The organism is Methanomassiliicoccales archaeon (genome assembly GCA_026394395.1).
Taxonomy (GTDB): Archaea; Thermoplasmatota; Thermoplasmata; order Methanomassiliicoccales; family UBA472; genus UBA472.
Map to the genome: position 1 here is coordinate 141,526 of JAPKYK010000002.1, position 16,502 is coordinate 158,027.

The 16,502-nt window shown below is 60.3% G+C and carries 16 protein-coding genes; 10 read left to right on the forward strand and 6 right to left on the reverse strand.

Annotated elements, in window-relative coordinates:
- Window positions 1-37: 37 nt before the first annotated feature.
- The 4 genes from NT131_03120 (at window position 38) to NT131_03135 (ending at window position 4,728) form a co-directional block, all read left to right on the forward strand.
- Complete coding sequence (locus tag NT131_03120) at window positions 38-1,006, forward strand: HD domain-containing protein (protein ID MCX6650632.1); 969 nt, start codon at window positions 38-40, stop codon at window positions 1,004-1,006.
- A gap of 302 nt (window positions 1,007-1,308) precedes the next feature.
- A complete protein-coding gene (locus NT131_03125) occupies window positions 1,309-3,408 on the forward strand; it encodes an acetate--CoA ligase family protein (protein ID MCX6650633.1) in 2,100 nt (699 codons plus the stop codon).
- Window positions 3,405-4,403 carry a DRTGG domain-containing protein gene (locus tag NT131_03130; protein ID MCX6650634.1) on the forward strand — a complete coding sequence of 333 codons (999 nt, stop codon included), beginning with the start codon at window positions 3,405-3,407 and terminating at the stop codon, window positions 4,401-4,403. The genes NT131_03125 and NT131_03130 overlap by 4 nt, the downstream gene beginning before the upstream one ends.
- Before the next feature lie 43 nt (window positions 4,404-4,446).
- Window positions 4,447-4,728 carry a peptidyl-prolyl cis-trans isomerase gene (locus NT131_03135; protein ID MCX6650635.1) on the forward strand — a complete coding sequence of 94 codons (282 nt, stop codon included), beginning with the start codon at window positions 4,447-4,449 and terminating at the stop codon, window positions 4,726-4,728.
- A 3-nt stretch (window positions 4,729-4,731) separates the two neighbouring features.
- Here NT131_03135 and NT131_03140 read toward each other — a convergent pair whose 3' ends face one another.
- From NT131_03140 to NT131_03155, 4 genes are read right to left on the reverse strand one after another with little or no spacing between them, the layout of a single operon-like run.
- The gene (locus NT131_03140; protein ID MCX6650636.1) at window positions 4,732-7,152 is read right to left on the reverse strand and encodes an SMC family ATPase; all 2,421 of its coding nucleotides are present in this window, start codon (window positions 7,150-7,152) and stop codon (window positions 4,732-4,734) included.
- Window positions 7,149-8,261: an exonuclease SbcCD subunit D gene (locus NT131_03145; GenBank protein ID MCX6650637.1), complete on the reverse strand. Its 1,113-nt coding sequence runs from the start codon at window positions 8,259-8,261 to the stop codon at window positions 7,149-7,151. The genes NT131_03140 and NT131_03145 overlap by 4 nt, the downstream gene beginning before the upstream one ends.
- 60 nt (window positions 8,262-8,321) lie before the next feature.
- The gene (locus NT131_03150; protein ID MCX6650638.1) at window positions 8,322-10,076 is read right to left on the reverse strand and encodes a cation:proton antiporter; all 1,755 of its coding nucleotides are present in this window, start codon (window positions 10,074-10,076) and stop codon (window positions 8,322-8,324) included.
- Between the two features lie 9 nt (window positions 10,077-10,085).
- Window positions 10,086-11,621 (reverse strand): ATP-binding protein, encoded by a 1,536-nt coding sequence (locus NT131_03155; protein ID MCX6650639.1) that lies wholly within the window; start codon window positions 11,619-11,621, stop codon window positions 10,086-10,088.
- An 85-nt stretch (window positions 11,622-11,706) separates the two neighbouring features.
- Between NT131_03155 and NT131_03160 the strand changes: the two genes are divergently transcribed.
- Window positions 11,707-12,615 carry a hypothetical protein gene (locus NT131_03160; protein MCX6650640.1) on the forward strand — a complete coding sequence of 303 codons (909 nt, stop codon included), beginning with the start codon at window positions 11,707-11,709 and terminating at the stop codon, window positions 12,613-12,615.
- Here NT131_03160 and dph5 read toward each other — a convergent pair.
- Window positions 12,603-13,403, reverse strand: coding sequence for a diphthine synthase (gene dph5 / locus NT131_03165; GenBank protein ID MCX6650641.1), 801 nt, complete (start codon window positions 13,401-13,403; stop codon window positions 12,603-12,605). The two genes, NT131_03160 and dph5, sit on opposite strands and share 13 nt — an antisense overlap.
- Window positions 13,404-13,412: 9 nt before the next feature.
- Here dph5 and NT131_03170 point away from each other — a divergent pair, with 9 nt between their 5' ends.
- On the forward strand, window positions 13,413-14,423 hold the full coding sequence (locus NT131_03170; GenBank protein ID MCX6650642.1) for a class I SAM-dependent methyltransferase family protein: 1,011 nt from the start codon (window positions 13,413-13,415) through the stop codon (window positions 14,421-14,423).
- Here the strand turns inward: NT131_03170 and dcd are convergent.
- Window positions 14,400-14,915: a dCTP deaminase gene (gene dcd / locus NT131_03175; GenBank protein ID MCX6650643.1), complete on the reverse strand. Its 516-nt coding sequence runs from the start codon at window positions 14,913-14,915 to the stop codon at window positions 14,400-14,402. The genes NT131_03170 and dcd overlap by 24 nt on opposite strands.
- A 58-nt stretch (window positions 14,916-14,973) precedes the next feature.
- Here dcd and NT131_03180 point away from each other — a divergent pair, with 58 nt between their 5' ends.
- The 4 genes from NT131_03180 to NT131_03195 are packed head-to-tail and all read left to right on the forward strand — an operon-like array spanning window position 14,974 to window position 16,477.
- Window positions 14,974-15,387: a hypothetical protein gene (locus NT131_03180; protein MCX6650644.1), complete on the forward strand. Its 414-nt coding sequence runs from the start codon at window positions 14,974-14,976 to the stop codon at window positions 15,385-15,387.
- Window positions 15,387-15,593, forward strand: coding sequence for a hypothetical protein (locus tag NT131_03185; GenBank protein MCX6650645.1), 207 nt, complete (start codon window positions 15,387-15,389; stop codon window positions 15,591-15,593). The genes NT131_03180 and NT131_03185 overlap by 1 nt, the downstream gene beginning before the upstream one ends.
- Before the next feature lie 45 nt (window positions 15,594-15,638).
- On the forward strand, window positions 15,639-15,803 hold the full coding sequence (locus NT131_03190; protein MCX6650646.1) for a hypothetical protein: 165 nt from the start codon (window positions 15,639-15,641) through the stop codon (window positions 15,801-15,803).
- Entirely contained in the window at window positions 15,788-16,477 is a 690-nt protein-coding gene (locus NT131_03195) for a PAS domain-containing protein (GenBank protein ID MCX6650647.1), read from the forward strand. Before NT131_03190 ends, NT131_03195 begins: the two co-directional genes overlap by 16 nt.
- Window positions 16,478-16,502 lie beyond the last annotated feature (25 nt).

A 16,502-nucleotide genomic window follows, 5' to 3' on the forward strand; every position in this document is an offset into this window, starting at 1 on the left:
TTTTAAGGGTCTAAGGTCAAACAGAGAGGAGAGAGAGATGCGCAAGACGATCACGATAAGGGAACTGAAGGCCGGCGGGACCGTGGACGACCTATTCGCCGTACGCTTCAAGAAACCGGTGGCTCAATTCAAGAACGGGTTCACCTTCCAACTATGGATATCCGATTCCGGTGGTGACCTGGCACTGAAGTACTGGGGCGACAAGGACGAAAAGAAGGTCAAGGCCTTGTTGGATACTATCGACAAGGGATCCGTTATCCACGTCAAGGGCAAGGTCAGCGAGTTCAAGGACGCCTTGGAGATACACGTGAACCCCACTTCCGGAGACTCTGTGGCGGTGCTGAAGGAGGGCGAGTTCGAACTGGCGGATTTCGTGGCCTCGACGACCGAGGACGTGGAGGCCATGCGCTCCCAGCTGTTCTCCATCATAAGAAAGGTGGAGAACAAATGGCTGAAGGATCTGTTGGCCTCCTTTTTCACCGATGAGGATTTTGTCAAAAGGTTCTGCTCCTGTCCCGCCTCCATAACCCATCATGCCAATTGGCTGGGCGGTCTACTGGAGCATACCCTCAGGGTCACCAAGCTCTGCGAGTTCTACGCCCAGCAATATCCCGATCTGGACCGGGACCTCCTATTGACCGGAGCGATACTGCACGACATCGGCAAATTGCACGAATATACGGTCACCAGCATAATAGGCTCCACGGACGAAGGGCGCCTGGTCGGTCATATTGTTGTGGGCGCGGGAATGGTCAACGACGCTTGCCGGCTTATAGAGAGCTTCCCCGCGGAACTATCCTACAAGGTGCAGCATCTGGTGCTTTCTAGCCACGGCACCACTGATTTCGGGTCACCAAAGGAACCGTTGTTCCCGGAGGCGCAAGCCTTGGCCATGGCCGATCTGACGGATACCCGGATCGAGGACATCATCACAGTGAAGAAGACCGCCAACACCGAGGACGATTGGGTGCAGGATAAGAGCATAGGTAGTGTCTATCTAAAATGATGTGAAGAAGACGAGGTGTGCCCCCCGCCCTAACAGATTGGTTCACGGCCGCGGCGGACCGCGCTCCCCACACTGACCCGGGCGGGTGGTTCGTTGTCGTGCCCCGGGGTTGTCCTCCAGTCATGACGCGATGTCACATCGCAGTTCCTGCAGGGACCTATCGGTGCACTGTGCACCGCCAGGCTATCGTAGGGATCACGGTCACCCTCATTTTTACTGGCGGCGTTGATGTACACCGCGGCCGGCCATATTAACCTTGTGCCGAAAAGGATATGACTGCCCCCCAGCAATTATGCTTCCAGATGCGTGAGCTTTTTGAACCGGCCAGCGTGGCGGTCATCGGGGCCTCCCAGGAGAAGAACAAGGTAGGGCACATAATCCTGGCCAATATCATCGAATCAGGTTTCCAGGGCGGACTGTACCCTATAAATCCGCGCTATCAGGAGGTCCTCGGACTGAGATGCTATCCGGTCATAACCGACGTTCCTGACGGTGTAGAGATGGCCGTGATCGTCGTGCCGGCCAAGGCCGTCCTGCAGGTCATGGAGGACTGCGGAAAGAAAGGAGTGAAGGCGGTCATCGTCATCAGTGCCGGCTTCAAGGAGGTGGGCCGGGAAGGGGCGGAGCTGGAACATCGGCTGGGGGAAGTGGCCAAGAAGTACGGCATGAGGGTCCTGGGCCCCAACTGCCTGGGCCTGGTGAACACTCATCATCATATGAACGCCACCTTCGCCACGGAGCCCCCGAGGCAGGGGAACATCGCCATATCGTCGCAGTCTGGGGCCATCTGTGTGGTCATGCTGGACTGGGCGGCCAACATCAACATCGGTTTCTCTAAGTTCGTCAGCGTGGGCAACAAATTGGACGTGGACGAGGGGCATCTGTTGGAGTACCTAAGGGACGATTCCCTGACCAAGGTCATCGGCATGTACATCGAAGGGACCGACCGAGGGAGGGAGTTCCTGCGGCAGGCGGAGATGACCACACGGGTGAAACCGGTCATCGCCCTCAAGGCCGGCCGCACCAGCAGCGGGGCCAAGGCGGCCTCCTCCCACACCGGGGCCATGTCCGGCAGCGACAAGGTGTACGACGCGGCCATGAAGCAGTCTGGCGTCGTCCGGGTCAAGAACATCGAGGAGATGTTCGACCTGCTGCAGGCCTTCTCCACCATGCCATTGCCGCAGGGCGAGGGGGTGGCCATTGTCACCAACGCCGGAGGCCTGGGCGTGATGGCCGCGGACGCCTGCTCGGACAACGGCCTCACGTTGGCATCATTCGAGGCGACCACGGTGCAGAAGCTGAAGGAGAAGCTGCCTCCGGCCGCCAGCCTGTACAACCCCATCGACGTAGTGGGGGACGCCGACGACGTGAGGTACGATTACGCCATCCGCACGGTCATGGATGATCCGAACGTGGCCTGCGTCCTGGCGCTCCTGGCGCCCACGGACCTGGTGGACATCTCATCGGTGGCCAGGACGCTGACGGCCTTCGCCGGCTCCTCGCCCAAGCCCATCGTCACGGCCTTCGTCGGCGGCAAAGAGATGGCTGGCCCCATCGAGATGCTCAAGGCCGCCGGAATTCCCAATTACCCCTCTCCGGACCGGGGCATTCGGGCGCTCGCGGCCATGGTGGAGCACAAACGCAGCATGGAGAGGAAAGAGGTGCAGGTCATCAAACGCATGGAGGCGGACCGCGAGGCGGTGCAGGACGTGCTGAGGTCGGTCCGTTCCGAAGGACGCTTGGCGCTTAGCGAATCTGAAGGGAAGCGGATTCTGAAGGCCTACGGCATTTCCACGCCGCAAGAGGGCCTGGCCCACGACCTGCCTTCGGCGATCGAGCTGGCCAACAGCATCGGCTACCCGGTGGTAATAAAGGTCGAGTCGCCGGACATCGCGCACAAGACGGACGTGGGCGGAGTGGTACTTAACATCGACACGGACGAGGAGCTGACCCGCTCCTACGAGGTCATGCTCAGCAAGGTGCGGGAGAAGGTGCCGCGGGCCAAGGTCGACGGCGTATCCATCCAGAAGATGATGAGCGGACGCGAGGTCATCGTGGGCATGGTGCGCGACGATCAGTTCGGACCGGTGATAACCTTCGGGCTGGGCGGCATATTCGTGGAGATCATGAAGGACGTCACCCAGGGCATCGCTCCGCTGGACCGCGACGACGTGGAGCACATGATCCGTTCCATTAAAGCGTATCCGATACTCACCGGGGCCAGGGGCCGCCGTCCCGGGGACGTGCCCGCCCTGGTGGACGTCATCCTGAAGATATCCCAGATCTCCATGGAGTTCCCGGAGATAGAGGAGCTGGAGATCAACCCGGTCATGGTGGGGGACGAGGGCACTGGCGTCGTGGCGGTCGACGCTTTGGTCACGATAAAGGGGGAGCAGCAATGAAATCGATATACCTAGGTTCAGTGGTGGAGAAGTCGGGCAAGTCCATGGTCACTCTTGGTCTCGCCAAGAACCACCCAGGCAAAGTAGGCTTCTTCAAGCCATTCAAGGAACGCCTGACCAGGCACGGCGACCGGGTCATCGACCAGGACGCCTACCTCATGCGGCAGGTGTTGAAGCTGGAACGCCCGGAGGAAGTGCTATGCCCGTTCACCTACGATATCTTCCGCCCGACGCACATGGATGATATACTGGCCGCATACAACAAAGCCTCATGTGACTGCGACCTGCTGCTCATCGAGGGCACCAGGGAGGTCACCACCGGCTACCTCAACGACACCTCAGGCATGGCAATCGCCCAGGCCACTGGCTCTGATCTGGTGCTCATCTCCACGTCCGACCCAGCCGCCCTAGACAAGATATCCATGCTGTACAAGCTCATAACCAATTACAACGTCCACCTGAAAGGGGTCATACTCAACCAGACCGACGACCTGGCGGTGGCGAACTTCCTGGAGGGGAAGGGGATCAAGGTGCTCGGCTGCATTCCCCACATCCCGGAGATGACCTACTTCACCGTCAAAGAGGTGGTGGAGGCCATCTCCGCCGATGTGGTGGTGGGCGAGGACCATCTGGACCGTATCGTGGAGGGCGTGTTCATCGGGGCCATGACCATGGAGACGGCGCTGAAGTACATGCGCCGCCATCGCCGCAAGGCCATCATCACCGGCGGAGACCGTTCCGATATACAGTTGGCGGCACTGTCCACCGACACCTCCTGCCTGATCCTGACCGGAGGGCTATACCCGGCCAACCAGGTGGTGTCGAAGGCGTACGAGAAAGGGGTTCCCATACTGGTGACCAGGTACGACACGCTGTCCGCCTCCGACATGGTGGAGCACCTCATCGCCCGGATCGAGCCGGAAGACACGGAGAAGGTGCGCCTGGTGGAGAAGGCCATATTGGACAACGTGGACCTGGAAGAGGTGTACCGTTAGTCGGAGCGATAAGGTTTTTATCGCCGTCCTCCATGCGCCGTCCATGGTCAAAGAAGTCAGGGCAGCGCACATACTGGTCGAGAAGGAGGCCAAGGCGAAGGAGCTGTTGGAGAAGATCAAGGTGGGCGCCAAGTTCGAGGACCTGGCCAAGCAGTTCTCCATGTGTCCCTCCGGACGCAAGGGCGGGGACCTGGGCTGGTTCAAGAAGGGCATGATGGTCAAGGAGTTCGAGGACGCTGCCTTCAACCACGCCAAGGGAGAGATCGTCGGACCGGTCAAGACCGAGTTCGGCTATCACCTCATCCAGGTGCTGGACCAGAAGTAAAACTCAATCCTCCAGCACCACGGTGCTGGAGCCATCCTCTTTTTCCGTGACGCGCAGCACGGCGCTCACGTTGTCCTTGACGTCGTCGATATGGGTTATCAGCAGTATCTGGCGGAACTGTTTCTGCAGCTGCCCCAGCGTCTCCAAGATGTTGCGCTTGCGGTTCTGGTCCTGGGAACCGAAAATCTCGTCCAGCACTAGGAAGTTCATCTGGCTTCCCGACCGTTCCATGATCATGCGCGAGATCGCCAATCGCAGGCACAGGTTGGCCAGATCCGTTTCTCCTCCGGAGAAACGTTCCAATTTATACTCCTCCCCTTGGTCGTAAAGGAACATATGATATTCCTCGTCCAAGCGCATCCCGCCGTACTTACCTTCCGTCAGCTGCGAGAGCAGGTCGGAAGAGACCTCGGACAGCGTGGGCACGATGCGGGATATGACGTTCTCCTTGAATCCCTTCATCACCTGGCCCAGGCGGTTGAGCATCTCCTGCTCGGACATGAGCGCCTTGTGCTTCTCCCGGACCTCCTTGAGTTCCGCCTCCCTTTTCCGGAGGGATTCCATTTCCGAACTCAGACGCTTCTGCTCGCCCTCCGCGCGAATGATGTCCTGCACCAGCCCCTCCTCTACAGTACGGGCTTCCTCGTGCTGTTTCCGGTGGTCCTGAAGTAATCTGGGGTCGAAGTTCAGCTCCTTCCGGTCCCGGGAGACCAGGCGTGTCTCCTCTTCCTCCTTGACCAAGGCGGCGGACGTCTCTTCCCTTTCCTTATAGGCCAGTGGCAGGCGCTCCATCTTGGCCTGGGCCTTGCTCAACGCCAAGTGTGATGGCTCCAGCTCGACCACTTGACCACGCGTCCTCTCGTGCGCCGCTTGGTCGTACTCCACCGGTCCCGATGCTTTCAGTTCCTTTTCCAGCGCAGTTACCTTTTCCGATCCGGACTGTAGGGAGTTCAACGCTTTCCGGAGTCGCTCTTCCAGGGAGGCCTTCAGCTTGGACTGGGCGAGCAGCTCCCGGCGCCGGTCCTCCAGCACCTTCTTGCGCCTCTCGTTTCGTTCCCTTTGGTCCAGAAGCTCCCGTCCCACCTCCTCCTGCTGGGAAACGCCATCGGTCAAGGTCCTCTGCTCTTTCTCATACCTCTGGAGCAGTTCTGTGTACGCCTCTCCTAAGCGCCTGAGGCAGGTAGGGCAGTTGCTGTCCTCTCCCAGGGTCCTTATCTCCTCGGCCTTCTTCTTCGATTCCTCCAGAGACTGCCATAGCCGTTCCTTCTCCGCCACTGCCAGTCCCAGCTGGGAGGCAATGGAGGAGGCCAGGTCCCGGGTGCTTTCCAGGCTGGCCTCCACGGTGGCCAGGCTGCGCTCGACGTCCGGCATCTTGGCCAGTTCCTGCGCTGCCTGCTCCCTTTCCTTATCCAAGGCCTCCAGGTCCCGGCGCCGTACGTCCAGTTCCTCCTCCGTGCGCTTCTTCTTAAGATATTTCTCCCGCAGTGCGCCCAGCCTCTCCGCCTCCGCCCGGGCCCGCTGGAACTCCTCTTCCTCCCTTTCCAACTGAGGCAAGGAGGAATGCAGGCTTTCCAGCTCCCTCACTTCCTTATCCAATCGGGCCAGGGACTCCTGGCGACCCTGCAGGGAGACCTTGAGGCCGGTCAGCCGGCGTTCCAAGACCACGTCCTGGCGATACCTTTCCTCCTCCGTTTCCCAGGCGACCTTTGAGCTCCGCGTGACCTCGGCCGCCTGCGTCCGTTCAGCCGTCAGGCGTGACGCACCTTCTACGATCTTCCGGAGGGTTTCGATGCTCTGCCGTTCCTCTTCCTTCAATAGTGCTTCTTTGTCCCGCCCATCCTTGTCCTTCAACAGCCCCGACAGGTGGACGGCCTCGTTCTTGGCCGTCCTGGCATCACGGTCCACGTTCACGATGACCTTGTCCAGGTAGTCTACGCCCAGCATGCGTAGAACCAGGGTCTTGCGCTCCGCCGCCCCTATGTTCGCCAAGGCGTTCAGGTCCTTCTGCTTGGCGAAAACGGAGACGAAGAAGGCCTTGTGGTCCATTCCCAGGCGCGAAGTGACCAATTTCGTCACGTCGGTGTCACCGGTGGCGACGACATGACCGTTGACCTCGAGGGAGGCTTCTGCCTTCAGGCTCTTCCCGGTCATGCTGCGGACAAGTCTATAACCGTCCTCCCCCAGCTCGAACTCCAGGACCACGGAGCAATCATCTCCCGGGGGTGCCCCGGCGCTCTTGACCCCTTCTTTCCCGTCCCGAACCACCGACGATTCGTTCCCGAACAAGGCCCAGGTGACCGCCTCCAGCAGCGTGGTCTTCCCGGTCCCGTTTTGGCCCACGATGGCCACCACCCCGTCCGGGAACTCCACCTTGGCGTCACGGAACTTGCGGTAGTTGAGCAGCTCCATGTAACGCAGCCTCATTCGCCCTTCCCCCGGCGTATGTAGTCCAGACCTCTCGTTCTCAGCTGCTCTTTGTCCATTCTCTCGACCGATACCTGCATCAGGTAGGACTCGAACTCTTTGTCCATGGAGTCCAGGGAGGTCGAGCGCCACTGCACTGAATTGCTCTCCTGAACTATCTCGGTCTTTATCTCTAAGTGAATGGCCTTCTCGCCGATCTTCCGCAATGCGTTCAGATCTAGGCTACGGTAGGTCGAGGAGGGAATGTCCTGCACCACCAAGCGTACCAGGGCGCCCTCCTGCTCCACCGACTCCAAGGCCGCGGTCAGCTCCTTCTGCAGCTCTGTCGCGTCCTTGCCCTTGGCGCTCACCGGTGCCAGAGAGTACATGGGGCGGGTCTTCAGGTCCACGAACTCTTTCCTTTTCCGCTCCAAGTCCACCATTATATACCCCTTCTTCTGTCCGGCCTCGGCGAAGGACATCCTTTCCAGCGATCCGCTATACCAGGCGTTCTTGGTAATCTCCTCCTGGTCATGGAAGTGCCCTAGCGCGATGTAATCGGCGTCCAGGTTGAGCAGGGACGAGGGCAGATTCAGCTCGTTAGCCTCCCCCATGCTGTAGCGGGACAGCCCCTGGATGCCGGCGTGCAGCATGCCCACCTCGAAGCGGTGCTTGCCCCTATTCCAGTCCTGGAGGGCGGCCATCATCGATTCCTTGTCCTGGTGGGGGAAAGCGGTCACCTGCAGGTCCCCGAACTCCAGGCGGTGCATGCCTTGGGTGTACACCGGATGCACGCCCTCGATGTGCTCGAAAAGGCGGAAAACGCTCCCCGTCTCCCTCAGTCTGGGCGTGGAATGGTTACCGGCGATGAGCACCACCGGGATCTTCTCCTTCGAAAGCCGCAAGAGCTGTTCCAGCACCACGGACAGGGCCCGGTTGGACGGTCTCACTGAATCGAAGAGGTCGCCGGCGTGCAGCACGATGTCCGGACGCTTCTCGATGATCGAATCGACCATGCGCACGAACGCCTGGTACACGTCCACCTCCCGCTGGTTGATGCCCGTCTCCGGGTCGGAGCGACGGTAGGCGTAGAAGCCCACGTGGGTGTCGGCGATGTGCGCTATCCTCATGCGGAGAGGGTTAGGGTCCGACGCTTAAATAAAAGTTCGATTGGGCGCGTTGAAAATGACCTACTCCTCGTGCAGCTTGTCCGATAATATATGGCACATGCGGTCGTAGGCGCTCTTGTTGGCGTCCCACAGCAGGTAGGCGATGACCAGGCCGACCACCACTCCGAATATCAACAGTAAGGGGAAGCCCTCCACCTGGGGGGCGATGGGGATGAACAGGAAGAAGAGGATGACCCCTATTCCGGAGACAATGAGTTCGACGAAGACCTTGAACAGGCGGCCCTCGGCTCCTTTTTCGAAGTGCCCACCCTCCATGACGCCGCGGATCAGCATCAGTCCGATCAGGCGCACCCGGCTCAATATGTTAAGCAGCGGGGGCAGCATGAGGGCGATGAGAATGGTTATGGCGACCATGTAGGTGATGGCGCCGCTGCCCTCCGGGTCCACGCCCAACAGCCCTACGAAATCGTAGAACATCACCACGAAGACCTGTAGCAGGAAGATAATGGCCAGGTCGACGATTATCCAAAATATCTGGCGCTGCACCTCTTGGCGTCGGTCGAGGTGCGCGTTCATCCATACGGACATGTCGATCCGCAGCCGGTCCACCCGGTGCATGGTCTCCTTGACCGAGCCCGGCAGCACCTTACTGGCAGTGCTGATGATCTTCGGGGCCCGGCGGAAGGATATGGGAAGATACAGCATGGTGATGAGCGCCGCCCCTATGACCGATGAATAGAACACCTGGTCCACCGCGCCCAGGTCGAAGGCCGTTTTAGCGATGACGAAGGAGAACTCCCCCATGGCCACCATTCCCAGGCCGGTCATCATGGAGGTGCGGGTGTCCTTGTTGCTGAGGTAGGTGCCGATGGTCACGCTGAAGACCTTGCCCACGATGAACACCACGGTGATGATCACGACGACGAACAGGTTGTCCATGATCATCCAGGGGTCGATGAGCACCCCGATGGAGACGAAGAAGAGGGCCATGAACATCTCCTTGATGGGGGCGATTCTATCAGACAGCCGCTCCTGGGCCTTCGACTGGGAGATGATTATACCCATGAGGAATGCCCCGATGGCCACGGAGAGGCTGAACAACTTGGCCAGGATGGCCATGCCAAAGCACAGGCCCAGAGCCACCACCATCAAGGTCTCGGCCGAATACTTGGTGTACAGTAGGTCCATGGCCTTGGGGACGATGGCTAGGCCCAACAGGAGCATGATGCCCATGAATATGCCGATGTAAAGCACCTGGAGCAGTATGCTTCCGAGCGTGATGTTGTCCCCGGAGGCCAGCGGTGACGCCAGCGTCAGTATGATCACCGCGGCGATGTCCTCGATGATGAGTATGCCTACGATGGCCTCGGCGAACTCCTTCTTGAGCATGTCTGCGTCGGACATCACCTTGATGATGACGGCGGTGGAGCTGATGCTCATGACCGCGCCCAGGAACACCGACTGCACCGGGGACCAGCCCAGCATCCTTCCGAGACCAAAGCCGAGCGAGATCATCAGGGCGATCTCCACGCCGCCGGCCAGGGCGGCGAACAGCCCCACCTTCTTCAGGCGCTTGAGGTTGAACTCCAGGCCCAGGGTGAACATGAGCAGGACGATGCCGGCGTTGGCCAGGTCGTTGATGATCTCCATGTCGCTGATAAAGGAAGGCTCAAAGAGGTTAGGGCCCAATATCATGCCCGCAGCCAGGTAACCGATCACCACCGGCAGGCGGAGACGAGAGAACAGCACGGCGATGGCCCCGGCGGTCACCAGGATTATGGCCATCTCCAGGATAAAGGTCGTTTCCGTGTCCATTAATCAACCTCAAAAGAATTTCTGGTCGACATCCTTCTTTACCTTATTCGACCTTTCGGCCTTGCCGTTCATCTCCTCGACGTACTCCTCGTACAAGTGCACCCGGCAGGGGATGGCGAAGGGCGTGAAGGGGGAGGCTATTAGCGCTTCCCCGGGCATCAGCATCTGTATCTCGTTGTCCAGCATGGAAATGTCCTGCTTGGCCGAGTTCCTCAGAATGTCCCGGTCGCGCTTGTCCGCCAGCCCCAATATGAACAAGGTGTTGAACTGGCTGATGATCTCCTCGTTGATCAGCTTGGGCTGCTGGGAGACGGCGCACAGTCCCACCTTGAACTTGCGCCCCTCGCGGGCGATCTGGGCGAACACCGTGCCCTTGGATTCGGAAAGCACCCGCTGCGCCTCCTCCAGGGCGATGAGGACCGGGGGCGATTTTTCGAAGTGCTCCTTGTCCGAGTACATGGACTTGTTGTTCTCGAAGACCGCGCGCGCCAGCACGGTGGACACCAGCAGCTCCTCGGCCTCGAACATGTTGGAGGTGTCCACCAGAACGGTCTTCCCGGCCTGCAGGGCGGAGATGACCGCCTTGGTCATGCTCAGGTTCCGGTCGGTGGTCACCAGATCGAACTGGAATATGGAGTCTAGGCGGCGCTTGATCACGTTCACGCTGCCCTCGTGGAACTTCCCCCCCAGGTCCTTGACGATCGTCGCCACATCCTTGTCCCGCAGCTCCTCCAACCACCTCTCCCCGTAGCGCCACTGGGAGGCTTGCAGGCATTCCAACTGAGCCCCGGAGAACTCGTATAGGTTGGCCAGATCAGGTATGTCTATCTCTGCGCTGGAGATGTGTATGGAGCTGTGCGGCCCGTCCAGGCGCCGGGACGAATAAACGTCAAGGGATTCCGCGGCCAGCTTGGAATGCGACAACCCCTTCTTGCCCCGTTCCCCGCCGTCGAAATATTCCCCGTGGGGGTCCAGTATCAGGAACCCGCAGCGTCGGGAGGCCATGCAGGAGAGCGCTAGCGACTTCATCAGATTGCTCTTCCCCATTCCAGTGGTGGCGAAGATGCCCACGTGGTGGGGAAAGGCATGAGATTCGATCCCCACCCGGAAGTCCATCACCCTATCGCCTGAACGGAGCTTGCCGACCTCCACATCGCCCATCATCGGTTTGAGGAAATCGTAGTCCCGCTGGTCGGTGCGGCGGACGCTGGAGAAGTGCCGTGGTATGGACTTGGCCTTCTTGTAGGAACCGTCCTTCAGACAGCCCAGGGGCGTGCAAACGCCTACCTTGTACAGATTGTCCTTCACCCCGTCGTAGTCGAAGCCCTGACCGCTTTCCTGCCGGAGCGCCACTCCGGCCTCCATCTCCATCCAATCGTCCTCCTCGGCATCGGCGCCGAAGAGCACGTCCATGGTGCGGACCAGGAACTTCACGTCCGCTTCCTCGACCACCAGCATCTCCCCCACCTGGATGTCCTCCGCCTCAGCGGTGCGGAATCTCAATTCCATGACCCGGTTGCCGAAGACCCTGCCTATCTCTGTCATAACGAGCGGCCATGGTCGCCATAGGTATAGAAATTTCTGCCGGGTCGGTGAAAATGCCATATCTGAGAAAGTCATTAGAGCAATCGTGCGACCAGAGGTCGTGGAGCTGACCAGCCGATCCACCCTTCCCCGTCCAGAGGTATTGGTCGTCGGCGTGGGAGGGGCCGGAAGGCACATGGCCTCGCAGATGCCCGGCACCAAGCTGGCGGTATGCCAGGAGGGGGACGTCAGCGTCCCAGGCATAAAACAGGTCATCCTGCGCCGGAGCGAGATCGCCGTGGCCCGCACCAGCTCGTCCATCGCTCTGCACACCTCCGACCTTCCCTGGAAGACCCGGCTGGCCGAGGCCATCGGTCGACCGGACCTGATGTTCATCTTCAGCGGCCTGGGCGGGGAGACCGGTAGCTCCATAACGCCCCTGATAGCGGAGATGGCGCACTTTGGGACCACGACGTTCGTCAGCGTCTGCCTGCCCTTCTCCGTGGAAGGATCGGGAAGGCGCTCCCTGGCCAAGGACGGACTGTCGCGATTGCGGCAGGCCTCTCACATGGTGGCAGTCTACGCCAACGACCCCCTGATCAAACTGGCCCCCAACCTGCCGCTCGGCAAGGCCTTCGGGGTCATGGACCAGATCATGCTCTCCCTGCCGGTGGAGATGTGCCAGTGCCTTACGGCCGAGGCCATCTCCCAGCTGAAGCAGGGATTGGGTGGCAGGGAGCTGAGGGCCGGCATCGGTTACGGCATGGGCTTTGAAAAGGAACGCCTAGCCGTGGAGGACGCCGTGTCGTCGCCCTGGTTCCCCTCGGGGGACTTCGCCCCGGAAAGCGCCTTCCTCCTGGTCACCCAGAGTGAGGAGGACGCGGACAGCGTGAAGAGCTGCCTGGAGTTCGCCAGAGAGGTCCTGCCGGTGAAGCGTTTGCTGTATACGGCCCGTGTCGATCCCTCGCTGGGAAGAAAGCTCAAGGCCTCCCTGCTCCTGGCCTACAAGTTCTGATCGTCCGAGATCTCTTCAGGGGCTTCGGCCAGCTTCACCAGGGCGTAGGCCTCCACGAAATGCAGTTTTCCGGGGACGACCACGACGTGCAGTGGAGGGCCCATGTCCTCCTTCAGCATCTTGTCGGGATATCCCGCGGCCACCTTCTCCGTGCGTGACCCGACCCGGGCGGCGGCGCAGATGATCTGCTTCTCGGTGACCATTCCCTTGCCCTGGGCTTTCTCCGCCGCCAGCAGCCACTCCACCGCCTGGTTGGTGGTCATGTAGCGGCCCTCCTCCTCCCGGATGTCCAGCAGGACCAGGGTATGCAGTCCCCGGGACCAGTTCTCGTAGATGTTGTCGTACGGGGAGAGGGGCGTGTACCCCGGCTCGGAGAAGGGGATGGTGACGGTTCGTCCGAACTTGTACGGCTGCAGCCCTAGCGCCGAGGAGCAGGCGGTAAATATGGACATGCCGTACAGAATTTTAGTGGGCACGCCATCCTCCATCGCCCGTATCCTAAGGTCCACGTGCGTGGTGGCGGCCATGGTGTCGCCGGCAGTGACAAAGGCGACCTTGGCCTTCTTGGCCGCCTCCACCACGATCTCTTCTTCCTCCACCTCGCGGCGGGACAGGCGGACGATCTTCTTGCCGATGGCCTTCTCCAGGTCGTCCGGCGTGGAATCTATCAGCTTGGAAGTGTAGAACTCCCCGAACACCTGGTCGCACTCCTTCAGGACGCGCAAGGCCCTGGCGCTGAGATCCTCTACTCCGCCGAGCCCTAAACCAACAAATATCAATTCTCCCATGGCAACACCGTGCGTTCCCTTTGCGTCAGGGTCCGGAAGAGGGAAGGAGAGTCCGTCCGTAAAAAGCTTTTAGAGGACGGTCTCCTGGACCAATCCCTGTACGTGGAGAAGGACAGCGAGCACCTTTACCTTCCCGTGGGGTCCGCACCAGATGGCATGGACGTGGAGGAGCGCGAGTTCCGGGAAAGGGAGAGGGAGGAAAGGGACTATAAGGCCCTGGCTAACGTCCCGGTGGAGCTAAGGCCCCTGCTCCCCACCGCCTTCGACACCCTCGGGGACATCGCCATAATCCGACTGCCGGACGAGCTCCTGCCGTACTCCGGCGAGATCGGCAAGGCCCTCATGTCCGCCTTCCCCCGCCTGCGCTCGGTCTTCATGGACCACGGCGTGGCCGGGGAGCTGCGCGTGCGCGACCTGGAGGTCATCGCTGGCGAGGACCGCAGCGACACGGTGCACGTGGAGTACGGGCTGCGTTTCAAGGTCGATCCGAGGAAGGCCTACTTCAACTCCAGGTTGGCCAACGAAAGGAGGCGCGTCGCCTCCCTGGTGACGGACGGGGAGGTGGTCGTGGACATGTTCTCCGGCGTAGGCCCGTTCGCCATCATGATTGCCCGCAACGCCAAGCCAGGATTGGTGTACGCCATCGACCTCAACCCGGAGGCGGTGGAGCTGATGCGGGAGAACGTGGAGCTCAACAAAGCTGACCGGGTCGTCCCGTTGGAGGGCGACGCCCGGCAATGGGTGTTCGACATCCCCTGCGCCGACCGGGTGATCATGAACCTGCCGCATTCGGCCATCGACTTCTTCGCCGACGCCCTGACCAGGATGAACCTCGGGGGGACCATGCACCTGTACCATATATGTGAGCGGGGCGAGTTCCCGACGGTGCTGGAAGATCTGGTAGCGAAGGCCAGGGGCATGGGCGTGGAGCTCAAGGTGCTGCGCAGCGAGGAGCTTAAGACCTACTCGCCGAGCGCCTCGGTGTTCTCCGCCGACCTACTTCTTGCCGGCTGGTGCTAACGTTATCCCTTTCTGTCCCTGGTAGTGCCCGCTGCGCTTGGCGTAGGTGCGCTCCACCGGCGAATGCATGCGCTCGAGCACCATCTGCACCATGCGGCTGCCTATGGGCAGCTCGACGTTCACGGAGGAGGCGTTGAACCCGCTGAAGGTCAACGTGCCATGGAAGCCGGCGTCGATCTTGCCCAGGCCCATGAGCAACCCTTTCCGCAACCAGGAGGTCCTGGTCCACAGCTGCGCGGCCAGGTCGTCCGGGAGCTCCACCCTCTCCATGGTGGAGACGAAGAACAATCGGCCCGGAGGTATGCTGACCGTACCGGAAGTGATGCTCTTCCCCCCTTCTAGGCGCACCTCGGCCACCCGCAGGTCGTAGCCGTTGGGGGTGAGCCCCTCCGGATCGAAGTCGCTGATGACCAGGGAGCCGTCGCGCAACATCGCCTCTATCTCGTGGTCCGGGACCAAGCACATGAACGGTAGAACGCATCCCACCATCATTATTTTTTGTGAAAAAGGTTCGAGCAATGTTTTAACTATCGCAACATATAATTTTCCAATGAGCGGTCTGAGAGGGGACAAAGAAGCACCTCTATCCGAGACGAGGCTACGCCCTCTCTCCTCCCTGCATGCGGGCGAGAAGGTCGCCCTGTTCTACCACCGCCCACGGGAGATGTACGAGGTCACGGCCGACCTGTTCCAATTGGCCATAGGTCGAAAGGAGCTATGTGTCTTCGAGAGCCGCGCCCCGGCTGCGCAGGTCGAGAAGGAGCTCAAGGCCCTGGGCCTAGACCTTAGCAAGCATCCCGAGATCATCGTACTCCCACAGACCAAGGAGCGCATCAGGGGTCTCTCGCAAGCCACCATCATCGAGCTTCTAAGGCAGTTCTCCTCCCAGGCCCGCGACCAGGGCTTCTCCGGGGCCTTGCTAATAATGGACGTGGGGAAGAGCTGGCCGCTCAGGTCCCCTTGATGGATACCTGGCGAAGCCTGGACCAGGAAAGGGAGAGGCTGGACATCACGATCGCCGTCTTCTATGAAATCACGTCTCTCCCACCAGAACTGCTGGTGAGCTCGCTCACCTCCTATCGCACGGTCATCCTGCAAGGCACGCTTTGTTACAACTTTTACTACCTTCCACGGTCAGAGAACGGAGCCGCCGATCCTTCCAAAGCGTAGCACCAGCATCTGAACCAGATCCGCCTGGAGAATGCGCAGAGGATGATGGCCGAGGAGGAACGCTCGCGCCTCCTGGACACCAACGAGCAGATGCAAGAGGAAATGGTCCGTCACCGGATGACCGAGTTCGCCCTGTTGCAGGCGGAGAACAACCAGCGGACCATGCTGGACGCCATGGCGGACATGGTCTTCAAGTGGACCGGGACCTGAGGGTGACCCAGGGAAATCGGGCCTTCATCTCCTCCTTGGAAAAGAGGGACATGGGCCCGGCCTTCGAGGGGAAGACCATATTCGAGCTGTTCCTTGGGCTGCCCCCCGAGATCAGGAGCTTGTATGAGGAGATATTCTGCTTCGGTCACACCACCATCGCCGATGAATCGTTCGATCTGGATGATGGTCGGTTCGAGGCCGAGGTACGCCGAGTTCCAGTGTTCCGAGGGGACATCGTGGACCGCATCGTGGTCATACTGCGGCAGAAGTCGATGACGGAAATAATGATGCCTGGCATGTGGGAGTTCGCCGAGCTACTGAAGGCCGAGGTCCGGGAACCGAACGGCCCGCTCCGGGGGACAACAGAGAGGTGCGCTCACATGGTGCTGGTGAACGAGATGGGCGGCCGACTTTACAATTTCAACCAAGCCGCCTGCGATGGGCTAGGATACACCATGGAAGAATTAGCCAACCTGGGCAGCACCATGCCCATATTCGAGCCCATGAACCGCATGATCAAGTTCCACCGTCGCTTCAACTACAACGGTCGCATCTCCATGCCTGCCACCGTGCAGCGCAAGGACGGGAGCCGCATGGAGGTCATGTGCTACTTCAGTTACCTTGGCCAGGAGAAGGGCCACAAGGTCATAACCATCCTCATGCCTTACCGATGAGGCAGGCCAACGACATCTAACATGA